This window comes from Acinetobacter sp. TGL-Y2 (assembly GCF_001612555.1).
GTDB lineage: Bacteria > Pseudomonadota > Gammaproteobacteria > Pseudomonadales > Moraxellaceae > Acinetobacter.
This window is the reverse complement of record NZ_CP015110.1, coordinates 1753764-1769214: the sequence shown is the minus strand read 5'-3', so window position 1 is coordinate 1769214 and position 15451 is coordinate 1753764. Positions and strand designations below refer to the sequence as shown.

Sequence of the window (15451 nt, the reverse complement as noted above, 5' to 3'; positions counted from 1 at the left end):
TATGGCAGATACTATTCAGTTTCATGGTCAAGAGAAGATCACGCAATGGCTGAACAAGGTTTTAAAGCAAGCCGGTGATCACAGTAAGTTGATGCATAACATTGGTTCAGTGCTTGAACACAATACAAAGCAGCGTATTAACACTGGTATTGGCACTGATGATAGGCCTTGGCAGAAGTCTTGGCGTGCAAAAATGCAGGGTGGTACAACGCTTCGTGATACGAGTCGACTATACAACTCTATTAAGTACACGGTACTTGATGGGGGGAAGCGAGTTGTTGTGAGTACAAATGTTTTCTATGCCCCGGTTCTGCATTTCGGTGCAACCATTCGAGCTAAAACTGGAAAATATTTAAAGTTCAAAACAACGATGGGTGGTTGGGCTCAAATTCAAAGCGTCATTATTCCGCCGCGCCCGTTTCTTGGTATGTCTGTTGATGACTCTCAAGAAGTTCTATTTGAAATTGAAGAGTATTTGTTGGAGTTATTACTCAATGCTAAGTGATTATTTTGCAGTTGAACCCAAGATTGTTGATTTGCTGACACCAAATGAAGGCATTTTGGTAGTGAACACGCCGTTTAGTGTTGATGACATGCTTCAGATTACGAACATTGCACCCGCGCTGAACGTCATTTATGTCGGTGATCGAGGGGTTGATAGTGTTGGGCAGGGTCGGGCAAATATGGTCACTCAGCAGTGGTTGATTGTTTTAGCTGTACGCGATGCATCATCACAACTTGATCAAACAAGCAATATTCGCAAAGAAGCAGATCCGTTGATTCGTGAATTGCTCAGCAAAATGCAGGGCTTTAACCCCCAAGTTGCGGGCTTTAGATCGTTTGAACGTGTTGATGCTGGTGTGCAAATCGGCTCATCTTCAGGCTTTGCGTATTTTCCTTTCTTATTTGAAATTAAATTTATTAATTAGGAGTCATCATGGCGAAGCAATATAAAGCTTTGAAGCCAGTGGGGCGTTTCAGTGTTGGTGATGTGATTGCCGAATTACCTCAAGCGCAAATCGAAAAACTATTATCAGACGGTGTGATTCAGGAAGTGCCTGAGACTAAAGCTGTTAAAAAAGAGGTATCAAAATAATGGCTAAAACTTATATCTCGTTACAAGGCCGTTTTTATCTATCACCGATTGTTGCGGGTGTGGTCGGTGCAATGCGCGAACTTGGTAACGTGCCTGAATTTGGTCTTGAGATCGGCGCTGAGGTGTTAGAGCATCGTGAATCAATGACCGGGCAGCGAACCACAGACTTCACCATGGTTCAAACCACCTCTGTGAATTTCACAGGCCAACTTGAACAGGTGGATGATGAAAATCTTAAATACATTTTATCCGGTATGCAGCATGAAGTTGCTTCTGAAGCCGCTAAAATTGAATCGCTTGGCACAGTCAAAGTTGGTGATGAAATCAAGCTCGGTGGCTACAACTTAACAGCGGTAACCTTTACTGATTCTGCTGAACCTCCTGCTCCAATCGCTACTGATAAGTACACGCTTGATGCGGTGTTTGGTACGGTCAAGTTTAAAGAAGCGATTGCTACACCAGTGATTGCAACTTATACGACTGGCGCGGTGAGCCATACAACACTTGCATCAGATTTCAGCTCTGAATATCAGCTGTTTTTCAAAGGTATTAATACCGTGACAGGTGAAAACGTTGCGCTGACATTGCATCGTACTAAAAAATCACCTGAGACTGAGTTTCCATTGATTCACGAAGAATTGGGTTCTTATTCTATTTCTGGTCAAGCGCTGTCAGATGTGGCGAAAGCGCCAGATGGAAATCTTGGCTTATACGGCTACATAGTCACAATTCCAAAAGCAGCATAAAACAAACAGGCACATGGGGCGCATAAGCGTCTTTTTTTGTGCCTGTGGTTTGGGTTTCATTATGAATGATTTTTTCTTAGCATCGAATCGCACTGTCACAATTCACGGTATTGAAATCAAGCAGATCTCCGTCAAAGACTTTGATCTGTGGTGTCAAAGTGCTGAACCAATTAAACAGTTTTTAGAAGATACAGAATATTCAAATGAGAATCTGCAAGATTTGTTTGTGCAGCACGCAGGTGATGTTCTTAAGTCTTTAGCATTGATTATGGACAGAACTCCAGATTTGCTGCTTGATCTTGCTACAAAACAAGATGTGTTTCTTCAGTTTGTTTGGGCAATGCTTCAGATTAATGAGCCATATTTCAAGCCTGAAAAGCACAAGAAAACAAACGCTAAAGATGATTCAACTTGGTTCGATTCTTTCCAAGTTTTAATCAGTGCAGGTCATACGCACAGTGAGATTATGAATATGTCGTATGGCGCATTTCTTCAATATTTAAAGTCTGTGACAAAAGATCAAAAGCATCAAGTCCAACGATTACGATTTGCTCAACATGCTGATGCAAAAGCTTTTAAGAAATATGCGAGTGATTAATTCTAAAGCAATGACTTCATTTAATTAACTTGCTACTCTATTAAAAAAATAGGGGGGAAGTTATGAAGTATTTAATCTTTGGGGTTATTTTGGCTTTTTGTACTACAGCGTATGCAGCCAATGATTCTAGAAGTGTCAGATCGCCAGATGGTGTGATTGTAATTTTAGGTGATTCAAGACAGAAAGTTTTAGATGCTTTTAGACGCGATCGACCGATATCAGTTAATAATTACTTTCTTGATGATGGTCGTGTTTATGGACGCGCTACTGACTACGTTTACCAAGTGGATAATTCTAATTACACGATCACTGTTTTAAGGGAGCGTGTTTATCGTATCAGTTGGGAGCGTAGATAATGAGTACGGTTGAATGTATAGCATGTGGGCATGTTGGTGCTTCGAAAACCAAAGGTAGTCTATGGATTACAATAATTTTACTCTTGATATTCTTTCCTAGCGCAATAGTTTATGAGATTTGGCGCAGATCGGGTGGTGGGGTTTGTAGTGCTTGCGGTAGTAATCACGTAAAACTTTATGTGCCTAGACTTAAATAAGTACAGCCACGGACAACTTACCAACTATCAAAAAGCGCTCCGAAAGAAAGTCGGCAAAGAAATCCTAGAAGCGCCAAAGTATTGCCACACAGCCAATGCGATTCTAAAAACATTCAATATGATTGCCCGAGCAAGAGTGATTCATCACAGTGGCACACCGATGCCGCTTGAGTCAGCCAATATTTTGAGCTACTTAGAGTTACATGATGCGCCAGTTGATCTACCGATCTTTGTTGAGTGTATTACAGCAATTGATAATATTTTTATTGATGATGCGCATAAAAGAATGAGTCGGGGCTAAGCTAAGTTCATAAGGTTTTAATCTCTCACCTAAATAAGATATTTGTTACTCCTTGTAATATATTGTTATTTACTATGCATCTATAGTAAGTGTATAAATAAAGAACAATTAAAAAGGGGATGAGAAATGAACGCAGTCGATGCAATAAAAATTTCAAGCTCAGGTTTAATATTTATGATTTTTTTATATCAAGTCGGGCAGATGTCAATCTGATGTGATTTGCAAAGCCACTTGAAAGAGTGGCTTTTTAATGCTTGATAAATATAAGGAATAGGCTATAAATAAGGCTTACTTTTAAAGGGTTGAGAGTTGTATTGTGAGTGAGTTCAAAGAAGGTGATGTGGTTTTCTTAAAGTCAGGCGGTCCAGCTATGACTGTTACTGAATTAAATGATGGCACATCTTTCTGTGAGTGGTTTGATAAACACCATGCCTTTCATAGCAAATCTTTCATTAATATAGCACTCACCAAAGAAGATCCTACTTTGAAAAAATGATTGTAAATCTGAATTAGAACTGCCTCGCGGTTTTTAACACAACCACCTTCGGGTGGTTTTTTTAGGAATAAAACATGAGAAAAAAGCAAGAAAAATTCATTGTTGCAAATTATACACCTCAGGGTTATCCAAAATTGCACGCCAAAGTTGGGGATGAAGGGTTGTCAATAATTCAAGAACATGACAATACTTCAGCTAAAATTGTATCAAAGCTTAATCACAAAGTTGCCTATGTCGGCTACTCGGAATCAAGAAGCAGCTTTCTAGAAACAATCGCTTCGTTTGTACGTTGCAAAGACGGTAAGGTTTTCTATGTAGTGAATAGAGAGCTTCAAAAATAGAAGACCAACAACGCCTATCATCAGCCTGCTAAATGCGGGTTTTTTTACGCCTGAGGAAAAGTTATGGCAGGAAATTTAGACTTTCGATTAAATCTACTTGCCAACACAACTGGCTTACAGCAAGGCGTAAATGGGGCGAAGTTTGCTGTAAATGCACTTGTTACAGCGATGGCAGCGGTGGGTATTGGTGCATCGGTTAGTGGTCTAGTTGCAGCAACAGACAGCTACACCAATCTTTCAGCACGAATTAATATTGCCACCAAAGATGGTGGTGATTTCACTTCTGCGATGGCTGGAGTGCATCAAGTTGCTTTGATGACAAACTCAAGCCTTGATGCCACAGGTAGCCTATTTACCCGATTAAATACAGTCGGCAAAGAAATGGGGATGACGCAGCAACAAGCGTTAGATCTTACAAAAACAGTTACACAAGCGATTCAGGTTGGTGGTGGCTCAGCGCAAGCGAGTGAAGCAGCTGTACAGCAATTTATTCAAGCTATGCAGGGTGGCGTGCTCCGTGGTGAAGAATTCAATAGCATCATGGAGAATGGCTACGGTTTAGCTGAAGCACTCGGAAAAGGCTTAGGTGTAACGACTGGCGAACTCCGCAAGATGGCAGAAAATGGCGAACTCTCAGCAGAGCGAGTCATTACAGCGGTTCAAAGCCAAGCATCTGAAGTTCAAAAAACTTATGATCAATTCCCAGTAACGATTGGCAATGCTTTGCAACGCATTACAACATCGTGGGAAATCTTAATTGGCAAGATGGATCAGTCAAACGGAGCGTCTGCTACGGTTGCTCAGTGGCTTGTTGCACTTGCTGATAATATTGCTGAACTCGATGTTGTATTAAATGATATTGGCGAGGGCTTTGTTTGGGTTGGTGATCAACTCAAGAAGATTGACCCTGCAACGATTGAGGCGCTTAAAACAGCACTACTCAGTGCCTATGATTCTCTAAAAACATTAGGCTCAACCGTCGGTATAGCTTTTGAAGCAGTTGTTGATGTTATCAATTCCGTTTTGCTGCAATTATTTAATTTCGGTAGTGGTGTTGATACGGCATCTGATAAAACCAATGGTTTCACTAAGGTTTTGCAGTTAATTAATATTGCAATTGGTGCGCTGAGTGATGGCTTTGCTGCAATTGGTATTGGTGTAAATCTATTTGTTGGAGCGCTTTACTCTGTTGGTGCTGCGTGGGCTAATCTGGCAGCTAAATTCACTTGGGGTGATGTTAGAGAAGAGGCTTTGGCTAATCTAAAGGTGATGCAAGCTAAGTCGGAAGAGTATTACCAAAAAGCTTCCGATGGAGCACTAAACTTTAAATCAAAAGCTGTTGAAGCTATCGAGGAGATTGGTAAAACTCAAGCCCAAAAAGATGCCGAGGCCTTAGCTTCATCAAAAGCCAAGCTTGATCAACTGCTGTTAGACCAGCAAATAGAATTAAGTGCAAAAAAGATAAGTGAGGAAGAAAAACTAAGCGCTGTTCAAGCCTATGCTGAAGCTGCAATTACTGCAAATAAAGGAGTTATGGACGGTGTAATACAAGCCGACCTGATGACCAAGGGCTACATTGTCACTTTAAGCGAGGCAGGCAAGGTAAGTGTTGAGGCTTGGGCTAAGGCCGAGGTAGCAATTGAAGGCGCTGCAGCTTCAGCAGATAAAGCACGTAAAGCTGCAACATCTTTGGGCTTGGATTTGGATATTGCGCTTAGCCGTGTTTCTGCAAAGTTTAAAGAAAGTGAAGCACAAGTTAATGCTTTCTCGAACAATCTATCGGCACTGGGCGTTGAAGGCTCTCAAGCTGCCAACATTCTTTACCAAGCTTGGGCTAAGTGGCTCGAAACAGCAAAAAGCCAAGCTGAAATTGATTTTGCCAAAGCCAAGCTCAAAGAATTTGGCGAGCAAGGCAAGTTATCCACTTCACAAGTTGAAATGGGTATGCAGGCGATTCGACAAGTGGTTCAAAAGCTACCTGCTGATATCGATCCTGTAACCGCTGCTTTCGAGCGCCTCGGCATTAAAACCAAAGAGCAACTGGCTTTGGCTGCACAATCAGCTTTAGCTGACTTCAACACAATTCAATCAAGCGGACAGGCTACGGCTGAGAGTTTGAAACAAGCCTATGAGCGAACAATGCAAGCAGCTGCCGCATCAGGTGATCAAGCGGTTATAGCTTCAACTCAAGCGAAGGCTGCATCACTTGGTCTACAGGTTCAAGTCGATCAAACAGGCAAGGCTACAGTCGCGTCGATGGATGACATGAGTTCATCTGTGGATCGTGTTGGTCGCTCTTTTGATGGCTTAAAAGGTCATGCTCGATCTGCAGGTGACGTCATGCGTGAAGAAGCTCGATCTTCTACTGAAGAATGGGCAGCGGCTTTGGAAGCACTTGATGGTGGCATGAGAGGGCGCACACAAGGTACACGCGCTCGCATGGCGTATAACGCAGATATGATCGCTGAATCTTTAAAAGCACAGGGTTATGACGATGCGCGAGCGCAAAAATTAGCAGAAGAAATTTACGCAAGTTCAAGAACCGCTGATGGTAAAGCATACAAGCAAGTTGGAAACAAATGGTCGTTTGCTGGCGGTGGTGGTGGCATGTCGAATGGCGATTTTGTAAATGAGCAACTTAAGTATTACAGTCAGTATGCCAGCAATGCCAGTTCATCAATTCAAGCACCCTCCATCCCTAAAGCACCATCACCCTCAAATAGTCCATCCAAAACAGTCGAATATAAGTTTATGTCTGGTGGTAAAGAGGTTTCTCTATACGGATCACCAAATGATGGGAATGCTATGGAAGCACTCTTGAGTGAATTTGAAATGCTAAAACGAGGCACTTAATGAAATTAATACGAAATTCAACTTCAGAAGCCGTCCCACTTGAGGACGGTTTTTTATGGCCGGATGAGTTTGATTGGAAGCCTATTGAGCAAAATTTAGAACGCGCAATCGATGGTACAGCAATCATTCAAGAAGGTATGAAAATATCAGGTCGCTCTATTTCATTGGTGCCTGCCGACTCTGACATGGGGTGGATTCAACTCAAGCATTTGCGACAGGTTCAAGCATGGTCAAATCTGCAGGAGCAATTCACTTTGGCTTTCGAATGGCCACATGACAACCGTAGATTCAATATTGTTTTCAATCACGAAGCTGGCGCGCTGGAGGCAAAGCCAGTTAAAGGTATTCCTGCAGTATCACTTGATGACTATTTCAACGTAACACTTAGATTCTTGGAGCTAGAGAATGACAATTGAAACAAAAGACTTGGTGCTCTATAAATCTGAGCGTTTAACGGACACAGACGATGGTGGTGGTAAATACTCAGGTCAAGTCATCATTGATGGTCAAAGTAATAATTTATTCAACGATGTGAGTGAGCTAGACCGAAGCATGGGCGATGTGTCCATGCGTAAGATTTTTCCTGCTGTTATTACTGATGATACAGATGCACTGATGGGTGCCACTGTTTTTATCTCTGAAAATCCTGTTGACCCAAACGTATCAGCTTTGCTTTTCAGTACGGACTCACATACAGATCAACGCTCAAATGCTCAAAACCGAGTTGAAAACTATCTTGCTAAAGGTGGTCAAATTGCTGGTACACCGCTTGATACTCACTGGCAAGGCATGAAGCAATTGCAAGTAGCCATGTTTCCACAAGAAACTGAAAGCTCTGTCGGTGATACGGTTGTTTTAGTGAGTGATGAAGGTAAACCGCTAGAGTTTGAGCAGTATTTGCGAATCACTAAAGTTGAAACTCGCATTGCAATCATGGTTATTGATCAAAAAAATGTTGAGTACAAGATTGCAACTTATGATCTGAGTGATGCGCTAGAGCGTGATTTTGTTGGACTTTCAGCAAAGCAGTGGTACAGCGGTGAAAAATCAAAATCAGTGGTTCGCGGTTCGATGGTTGCAGATACAGGGCTTTATTATGGTTCTGTCAAAGCGATAAGCGATATTTCAGTCGGTGAATATACAGTTAATGCACAAAGTATTTTTACTCAAATTATTCCCTCAGCACAGACTGAAACGCCAATTATTGATGTGAATGCGGCAGGTGAGAATACAGCTTTTGTCGCAGGCAATAGTGAAGCAATCACTGCTTCCTTTTCAACAACTGTAAGCACATCTCAGAACCTGTACATTGGGTCGGGTGTATTGCCTAAATCCGTGACATTCACTCTGTTTAATCAGCCTGTGACTGATCAGGGTGGTCTTCTGAAAACTACCGCAGGCACGCAAGTTGGAACGATTGATTATCAGAAAGGCTTGATTCAGTGGACAAGTGGTGCCGGTACGGGAAGCACTACAATTGATATTTCTTTCATACCGGCTTCAGCGCCAACGCAATATTTTCAATCCTATTCATTACCTGTTTTGCAAAATAATCAAGGCTCAAATTGGACAGGTGTTTTGGTGCCAACACCGACACCAGGTAGTCTTTCAATTTCCTATATGTCACAAGGTAAGTTTTACGAACTCAAAGACGACGGTTCAGGTCAGTTAAAAGGTGCGAGTCCATCGTTTGGATCGGGCGTGATTAACTATGAAACAGGATCATGGTTGCTAACAACAGGCGCTTTGCCTGACGTTGATACACCTATTTTACTGCTTTGGGGTACGCCAATGGCGACCTACACAAGAGCAAATCTACCGGTATTGCCTGCGAAAATAGACTTTGATTTAAAGCAAACAGGCATTGTTGCATCAAGCCTGACTGTAAATTGGATGCTTGAGGGTGTTCAAAAAACAGCAACAACAAATGCTTTGGGTCAATTCAGCGGCGATGCGACAGGCTTTGTGAATTACTCAGCAGGAAAAGGCTCCTTGATTCCTAAAAAGCTACCACAAAAAGGCACATCCTTTAATTTTGGCTACTCATTTGGTGACTCTAAAAGACAAGAGGTTCTTTCTGCAGTACCTGATGCAAGTCAAAAACTGGCTTTCAATATTGGTACAGGCATTGCGCTACAACCAAACAGCATCACGCTTGAGATTCCATTGACATCAAGTTTAGGTGACGAGGTGGTTTTGGTGGTGACCGATAACGGAAATAGCGGTCTTATTGATGCATTTGGAAACGTGCAGGGCTCAATTAATTACAGTACTGGTGATGTGGTTTGCACACCAACCATTGAGACAAGCTATTTCTATTCAAGAGAATTGGTGACGTATAGCTCATCACCAACACTTGAAACGATTTCAGTTAGTAATGGTGAGGGCTCTGGCTCAGGATCTGGCCGAGTAATAAGCACACCGAAATCTACACCGGTCACCGAATACAAACCGCAAACAAATCGATGGGCCAACTACAGGGCAGCTTAACGAATGACAATACATCAATCACAGCCAAGTAATGTGACTTTAGCAAGCAACACATACAAGGCTTATTCAGAAACAAAAGGGATTATTGCTCATTATCGAGACTCAGATGCAGCAACCGGTTCAACCAAAACAATTGTGCAAGATTCACTTAAATTTGATTTGACATATGGCTTTAATGAGCAAGTTTTGGGTAATTCAGTTCGATTTAAATTGGGTAATGAAACCTTTATTGACCGTACTGGTTCTCTATACCGAAATGTAGATTCTGTAAACAATAGCGGCACTTTATCTGGTCAAGTAAACTACGGCAATGGTGAGATTGAATTATCATCGTGGACCCCAAACACAGACAATGTTTTGAAGCTTGAATCTCTGACTACGACAACAGACATACCGCCAATAAACAACGTCAGCTTTAGAACGCCGGTGATTCCACTTCGACCAAATTCTATGACCATTGTAGTGGCGACACTTGACCACGGTCAGTTGACGCTTCGATTTGATGAAAATGGTGTGATTGAAACAGCCTTAGCACATGGAAATCTCAATCACGATACTGGTTTTGCCACGGTTTATTTCTATGAGAAGACAGAAATTACAGCAGATAACCGAGCAGAAATTCAAGAAAATGACTGGTATGACGTGCTTTTAGAGTATGAAGAAGCGGGCAAGACTTATCTGAATATTCCGGTTTGGATTGATGCATCTTCAATTCGTTACAACGCAGTGGCCTATACATACATCCCTCTTGATTCCGAGATTTTAGGTTTATCAGCTACTCGTTTGCCAATCGATGGGCGTGTGCCGATATTCCGAGTTGGCGGTATAGGAATTGTCAGTTCAAGCAAGTCTCAAGAGTTGCCAAGCGCAATTGCTGGCACAACTTATGAACTACAAGATCAGCGTATTTCGTGGTGTGAGCTCGAAGATGCAGACGGCTTAAAAGTGCCATTTGATATGTATGTCGTGGATTATGACTATGGCAAAGTCACATTGAATGGCGACTTCTCTTTAAATGCATTAACTGCGCCACTTACTGCCAAATACCGCTATCAAGACATGGGTTTAATTCGCGATGTGCAGATCAATGGCCAAATCACCTTCACAAAGCCTGTAACTCATAATTACGATGCTGATAATACGATTATTGGTTCAGCTTTAGTCATTGGTGATATGCAATCGCGCTATACACGCAAGTTTGTTCAAGGCACTTGGAGTAATGCGTGGGCTGATGAGCCAGTAGGCGCTTTAATTTCAGCGAACTACAACGACTCGCTCTATCCAATTGCTGTGACCAATAAGGGTGCGATTCAAGAGCGGTGGGCTTTAATCTTTACAAGCAATACAGATTTTAGAATTGTTGGTGAATACTCAGGCCAGATTGGAACAGGAAGCATTAATATAGATTGCTTTCCAATTAACCCTGTGACTGGATCGCCTTACTTCACTGTGAAAAAAGAAGGCTGGGGAAGTGGATGGGCATCTGGAAATGTAGTGCGTTTTAATACTGTTGCTGCTAATTATCCAATCTGGGTGATTAGAACAGTGAAGCAGTCTGAACCCACAGTCTTATCAGATCAATTCCAAATCATGCTGCGCGGTGATATAGACCGCGTAATCTAAAATCAATATGACCGCTGTTGCGGTCTTTTTTATGAGTAAAGATTATGGCAATGAAGCAAACACAAACCAAGTTATTTGATTTTAGTGATGTGGGCTTAGACTTTTGTGCGGGATCTAAAAGCTTATTTCCAGATCGTTTTAAAAAAATGTTATCACTAGGTTATAACGAGCAAATAGTATCGAGTGTGAGTGTTTCTGGCGATCAAGTAACATTCAATTACGGTGTGTCACATGGGTATGTTGCTGACCGCGTCTTAAACGTCAATGCGCCTGAGCTTTTAAACATCAATGGTGGTGAATTTGTTATTAATAGCGTGACTGAAAATACAGTTACGCTAACAGTAGAAGGAGCTCCAAGTTTAATCAACGGAAACTTCACAACTCGCATAGCACCGCTAGGTTGGGATTTGGTTTTTGAGAAAAGTAACATTCATGTTTATCAAATCAAAACACTGGACGAAAATGACTTATATGTTCGATTGTGTTTTCAAAATAATAGCAATCTTAGAAATAGAATCTCGCCTTGTGTTGGAAAGTCTTATGATTCAGCCACTGGAGAAATAACAGATTTAGACGCGATTCAAGCAAATACAAATACAGCAACACCCTCGACGTTTGCCTGGGATTTTAACTATCAAGCTAACAGTAGCTATAACAATTTTACAGCAGCTCAAGGTGCTGGATTTGGTAAAGGTGTGTTAATTGGTAGTAAGTATCATATTTGTATATTTACCAATTCAGCTCAAAGCACTTATAGTGCTGCGGGGTATATAGGAGCTATCCTCCCTACTACTTGCTTAGATTATGAAGTGTTAAAAGCACCAATAATCATCGGGTCTAATCAGCCTGTGTCTGGCGATGGTAGTGTGCGCTATCTAGATAGCTCTGCAGCATACATAAATAACATACCTGTTAAAATTCAAGGGGCGATTGGTGAAAGTGGGATAGCTCCCAGAACACCATTTTCACAAAACTCCTTTTTACCTATCACTATTGATGCTTTCAATACAACTCCAGCATATCCAATGCCTATCCATGAGTTAACTACTGGAGGATTTTTAGGATATGGAGTGGGGCTATTTTTAGCCTCTTATGGGTCTAACAATGCACCGCCCACAACCATGAGTAGTATTCCTTTTTATACGTATGATATTGATTTAACCTCTAAATCCTACATTCATCAGGTGGATAGAAACAGCCCTAATGGAGGGGTTTGGTTTTGTGTGCCAGTGGAGGAAATAAAAATTGATTAAACTCTTTAGAACTTTTTTTGGCGGTTACGACCCCAATTACGCAAAACTCAATTTAATGGGATATAAGATTTTAAGAATTGGAAAACCATTAATTATGGTGGCAAATTCCAATCAGGGTTTTGGTCAAATTAAGGGCACAACAAAAAAAATAGGCGCAAATTACTCTACTGTCCCTATTTGTGTATTCAGAAGAGACAATCGTCAATTACTTTGGGAAACAAGATCAAAAGCGGATGGTTCTTACACACTCAGAAACATTGCTGTAGGTCTTGAATGTTTTGTAATTGCATTTGATCCGAACAATCAATACAACGCAGTAATACAAGACAAAGTGGTGTCGAAATGAGTAAAACATCAGTCAATGCTCGGCTTGCCATGATTCAAGCCTTCGCAAATTTTATGGATAGCGGTAGCCAAAGTGCTACCGTTATTTTTTATGAAGGTACACAACCCACCAACCCTGCTGTAACAGCAGATTCTAATAATGCGCTTGTGACACTGAAATTTCCTGAGCCTTGTATTAAAGAAGTCACATCCACCTATGCTGAGCTTTATCCAACCGATACAACCACAGTCATTAAGTCTGGCACAGCCACTTGGGCGCGTATATTCAATGGATCGGGGCAAGTAGCTGCTGACTTAACCGTGGGTACTGATATTTCCCTTGCAAATACCAATTTAGCACTTGGCGGCACGCTATCTATCACATCAATCAAACTTAGACCTTAAATTAAAAGGGTGCTCATGTGGATTTTAAAAATAAGCTTGGCACCGTTGATGCTCACAACCTAAACCTAAATTTCAAGCCTGATAATACCGACAGTCATAACATCATTCTTAATTTTGAGCATCTAGCTAATGGCTCAACCAATCTAAATTTTGGTGATGATGTCTCGGCTGCAATCGATACAACACTTGATAGTGGTTTTTCATTCGAAGTCACGGCAGTCTATGCAGAAAGTGGTGCAAATACTGCAATCATAGACACAGTGTTAGACACTGAATTCAGCTTTGATGTGATAGCTAGATCTAGTGAAAACACTAATGTTATTGGTCAGCTCGATACGGTTTTGGATACCAGTTTTAGCTTTGAAGTCGAAGCAGTATTTAGTGAAAACCTGTGCACGATTGATACAGTTTTAAATACTGAATTTCAATTTGAAGTTAAAGCGCTATTTGATATCAATCATCTTGTCGGTGTGTCATGCGGCTTAAATTCACATTATTACAGCGCGATATCAAGACTTGGAAGTGTTGAAATACCATGGTCTAAGCCAATTTTAAGAGTCTCAAATGAGGCTCTTTTTTATGACCAAGGTTTAGTGCTTAGTCAGCAAGCATTTGTTGGCTTTGATAAGTCTTTAACATTATCGCAGTCGGTACGAATTGAGCATGAAAAAGCCACTGGTTTAAGCATTGACGCATATATTGTCTGGCAAAGCGGTGATAAGCGTTTCATTCACAGTAGTTTGCTTTTTGATGAATCTCTAAAACTAAGAGTGAATAGATCTACTGAATGGCAGGAGATGATTCGAAAGCGTCGAAACATCACTTATTCACATGAAGTCGCTCAAGTCTTTGAGAAACGGTTTAGCTTTGAGTGGGATAAAGGCTTAGAAATCATCACCAAAGATGATATTGCATGGGATAAAGCCAACGCGATTCACTATCGAAAGCATCCGATTCAGCCGTGGCCTAAACCTGAAATCCCTGAATATGTGCCATCAACAGACCTTAATTTCAATTGCTTATGTCATGACGTTGATTCGCACAATGTAGTTTTAAATTTTGGCGCTGACGACTGCATACCTGCTATACCGAATAAAAAAGGGTGGTACATTTTGAACACTTTGAAAGTTACACGCCTTGATAATGGTGCTGATATTGCTGTGTACAACGGCAGTTACAATACAGACCGCTCTCGCTGGTGTTGGTCCTATTCTCTCACTGTTCCCAATTCTGAAATTATAAAGCTTAAACCAATCAATGGTCAGCGTGTCATTTTAAAAATTGTTGTAAATGGCACTGAGCATCATATGCTTTTAGAGAATCGCAGCCGATCACGTAGTTTTGCGAACATTACTTGGAACCTAACTGGACGAAGTCAAACAGCTTTACTTGATGCGCCGTACTCAGCTGTGCGCTCATTCTTGCAAGAAAATGAGCGTACGTCGGTGCAACTGGTCCAAGCTGAAATTGATCGCTCATCTAGTCAACCCAATTTGAACTGGAAATTGATTGATGATTTAGGTTGGATTGTAGCAAATGAAAGTCTGAGTTATTCAAATCTTTCGCCAATTGCTGCAACTAAAACAGTGGTTGAAAGTGGTGGTGGCTTTATCTATAGCGAAAAAGGCAGCAATACACTTTCTATCAAACCGCTATACAAGAAAACCTTTTGGGATTCACTCACGTTTGCTGACTATGATCGACTTATTCCCGAATCAATCGTGACCAGCCTATCAACTGATTTTGAGCTGTATCCACATTACAATGCAATTACACTGACAAATGATAGACATGCCTTACAAGCTCAAGTGAAAAGGGCAAGTACTGCGGGAGATGTGTTACTTCCTTCTGAAAATTCACCATTGTTTAATCACGTCAGCATGGGAGCTTTTGGGAAATCTAAACTTGCTAAATCTGGAATGGTTGAAACACATAGTCTTGTGATGCCAATCAATAGTGAGATTGGAGAATGTGCACCAGGTGAAATATTGGCATTTAATGCTGAGTGGTGGGGCATTATTGATTCCGTGAACGTCTCATTCACATATTCAAAAGTGACTCAAACGGTAACTGTGGAGCGTGTAAATCATGAGTAATGCATTACAGCGATTAATCGATTTACTACCTAAGGCACCTGAATTTATTGGCACAGTCACAAGCGCGGATCACCCAAATTACAAGGTTTTGGTGGTGGATGGCTCAGGCCTTGTGATGTGTACAAGCTCTACAAAATATACAGTCGGGACCAGAGTTTTTATTTCCGATAATGAAATTAAAAGGGTGGCGCTCGGCGGCGAGGTTATACAAATTGAAGTTTAAAATTCACAAATACACGCACCCAACGGGGTGTTTTTTTTATTATCAAAATTAAG

18 protein-coding genes are annotated in these 15451 nt (G+C 41.2%); all 18 read left to right on the top strand.

Annotation, left to right across the window (positions count from 1 at the left end; genetic code table 11):
• The first annotated feature begins 1 nt into the window (after window position 1).
• The 18 genes from AMD27_RS08335 to AMD27_RS08255 all read left to right on the top strand — a co-directional run bounded on the left by AMD27_RS08335 (window position 2) and on the right by AMD27_RS08255 (window position 15398).
• Window positions 2-505 (top strand): phage virion morphogenesis protein, encoded by a 504-nt coding sequence (locus AMD27_RS08335; protein WP_067658888.1) that lies wholly within the window; start codon window positions 2-4, stop codon window positions 503-505.
• The gene (locus tag AMD27_RS08330; RefSeq protein ID WP_067658885.1) at window positions 495-929 is read left to right on the top strand and encodes a hypothetical protein; all 435 of its coding nucleotides are present in this window, start codon (window positions 495-497) and stop codon (window positions 927-929) included. The genes AMD27_RS08335 and AMD27_RS08330 overlap by 11 nt, the downstream gene beginning before the upstream one ends.
• Window positions 930-937: 8 nt before the next feature.
• Window positions 938-1096: a hypothetical protein gene (locus tag AMD27_RS18720; RefSeq protein WP_171254789.1), complete on the top strand. Its 159-nt coding sequence runs from the start codon at window positions 938-940 to the stop codon at window positions 1094-1096.
• The gene (locus tag AMD27_RS08325) at window positions 1096-1842 is read left to right on the top strand and encodes a hypothetical protein (protein WP_067658882.1); all 747 of its coding nucleotides are present in this window, start codon (window positions 1096-1098) and stop codon (window positions 1840-1842) included. The genes AMD27_RS18720 and AMD27_RS08325 overlap by 1 nt, the downstream gene beginning before the upstream one ends.
• 61 nt (window positions 1843-1903) lie before the next feature.
• Entirely contained in the window at window positions 1904-2440 is a 537-nt protein-coding gene (locus AMD27_RS08320) for a hypothetical protein (protein ID WP_081406012.1), read from the top strand.
• 62 nt (window positions 2441-2502) lie between these two features.
• On the top strand, window positions 2503-2796 hold the full coding sequence (locus tag AMD27_RS08315; protein WP_067658876.1) for a hypothetical protein: 294 nt from the start codon (window positions 2503-2505) through the stop codon (window positions 2794-2796).
• A gap of 177 nt (window positions 2797-2973) precedes the next feature.
• Entirely contained in the window at window positions 2974-3294 is a 321-nt protein-coding gene (locus AMD27_RS08310; RefSeq protein ID WP_067658873.1) for a hypothetical protein, read from the top strand.
• 316 nt (window positions 3295-3610) lie between these two features.
• Window positions 3611-3790, top strand: a complete 180-nt coding sequence (locus AMD27_RS08305; protein ID WP_067658870.1) for a YodC family protein — start codon at window positions 3611-3613, stop codon at window positions 3788-3790.
• Window positions 3791-3864: 74 nt separating this feature from the next.
• Window positions 3865-4131: a hypothetical protein gene (locus AMD27_RS08300; protein ID WP_067658867.1), complete on the top strand. Its 267-nt coding sequence runs from the start codon at window positions 3865-3867 to the stop codon at window positions 4129-4131.
• Window positions 4132-4194: 63 nt separating this feature from the next.
• Window positions 4195-6984: a tape measure protein gene (locus tag AMD27_RS08295; protein WP_067658864.1), complete on the top strand. Its 2790-nt coding sequence runs from the start codon at window positions 4195-4197 to the stop codon at window positions 6982-6984.
• Entirely contained in the window at window positions 6984-7400 is a 417-nt protein-coding gene (locus AMD27_RS08290) for a hypothetical protein (RefSeq protein WP_067658861.1), read from the top strand. The genes AMD27_RS08295 and AMD27_RS08290 overlap by 1 nt, the downstream gene beginning before the upstream one ends.
• The gene (locus AMD27_RS08285; RefSeq protein WP_228140648.1) at window positions 7390-9474 is read left to right on the top strand and encodes a hypothetical protein; all 2085 of its coding nucleotides are present in this window, start codon (window positions 7390-7392) and stop codon (window positions 9472-9474) included. Before AMD27_RS08290 ends, AMD27_RS08285 begins: the two co-directional genes overlap by 11 nt.
• 3 nt (window positions 9475-9477) lie before the next feature.
• The gene (locus AMD27_RS08280; RefSeq protein WP_067658858.1) at window positions 9478-11097 is read left to right on the top strand and encodes a hypothetical protein; all 1620 of its coding nucleotides are present in this window, start codon (window positions 9478-9480) and stop codon (window positions 11095-11097) included.
• A 44-nt stretch (window positions 11098-11141) separates the two neighbouring features.
• On the top strand, window positions 11142-12350 hold the full coding sequence (locus tag AMD27_RS08275) for a hypothetical protein (protein WP_067658855.1): 1209 nt from the start codon (window positions 11142-11144) through the stop codon (window positions 12348-12350).
• On the top strand, window positions 12343-12696 hold the full coding sequence (locus tag AMD27_RS08270) for a hypothetical protein (protein ID WP_067658852.1): 354 nt from the start codon (window positions 12343-12345) through the stop codon (window positions 12694-12696). The genes AMD27_RS08275 and AMD27_RS08270 overlap by 8 nt, the downstream gene beginning before the upstream one ends.
• The gene (locus AMD27_RS08265; protein WP_067658849.1) at window positions 12693-13079 is read left to right on the top strand and encodes a hypothetical protein; all 387 of its coding nucleotides are present in this window, start codon (window positions 12693-12695) and stop codon (window positions 13077-13079) included. The genes AMD27_RS08270 and AMD27_RS08265 overlap by 4 nt, the downstream gene beginning before the upstream one ends.
• Before the next feature lie 17 nt (window positions 13080-13096).
• Window positions 13097-15175: a hypothetical protein gene (locus AMD27_RS08260; protein ID WP_067658847.1), complete on the top strand. Its 2079-nt coding sequence runs from the start codon at window positions 13097-13099 to the stop codon at window positions 15173-15175.
• Window positions 15168-15398 (top strand): hypothetical protein, encoded by a 231-nt coding sequence (locus tag AMD27_RS08255; RefSeq protein ID WP_067658844.1) that lies wholly within the window; start codon window positions 15168-15170, stop codon window positions 15396-15398. Before AMD27_RS08260 ends, AMD27_RS08255 begins: the two co-directional genes overlap by 8 nt.
• The last annotated feature ends 53 nt before the right edge of the window (window positions 15399-15451 follow it).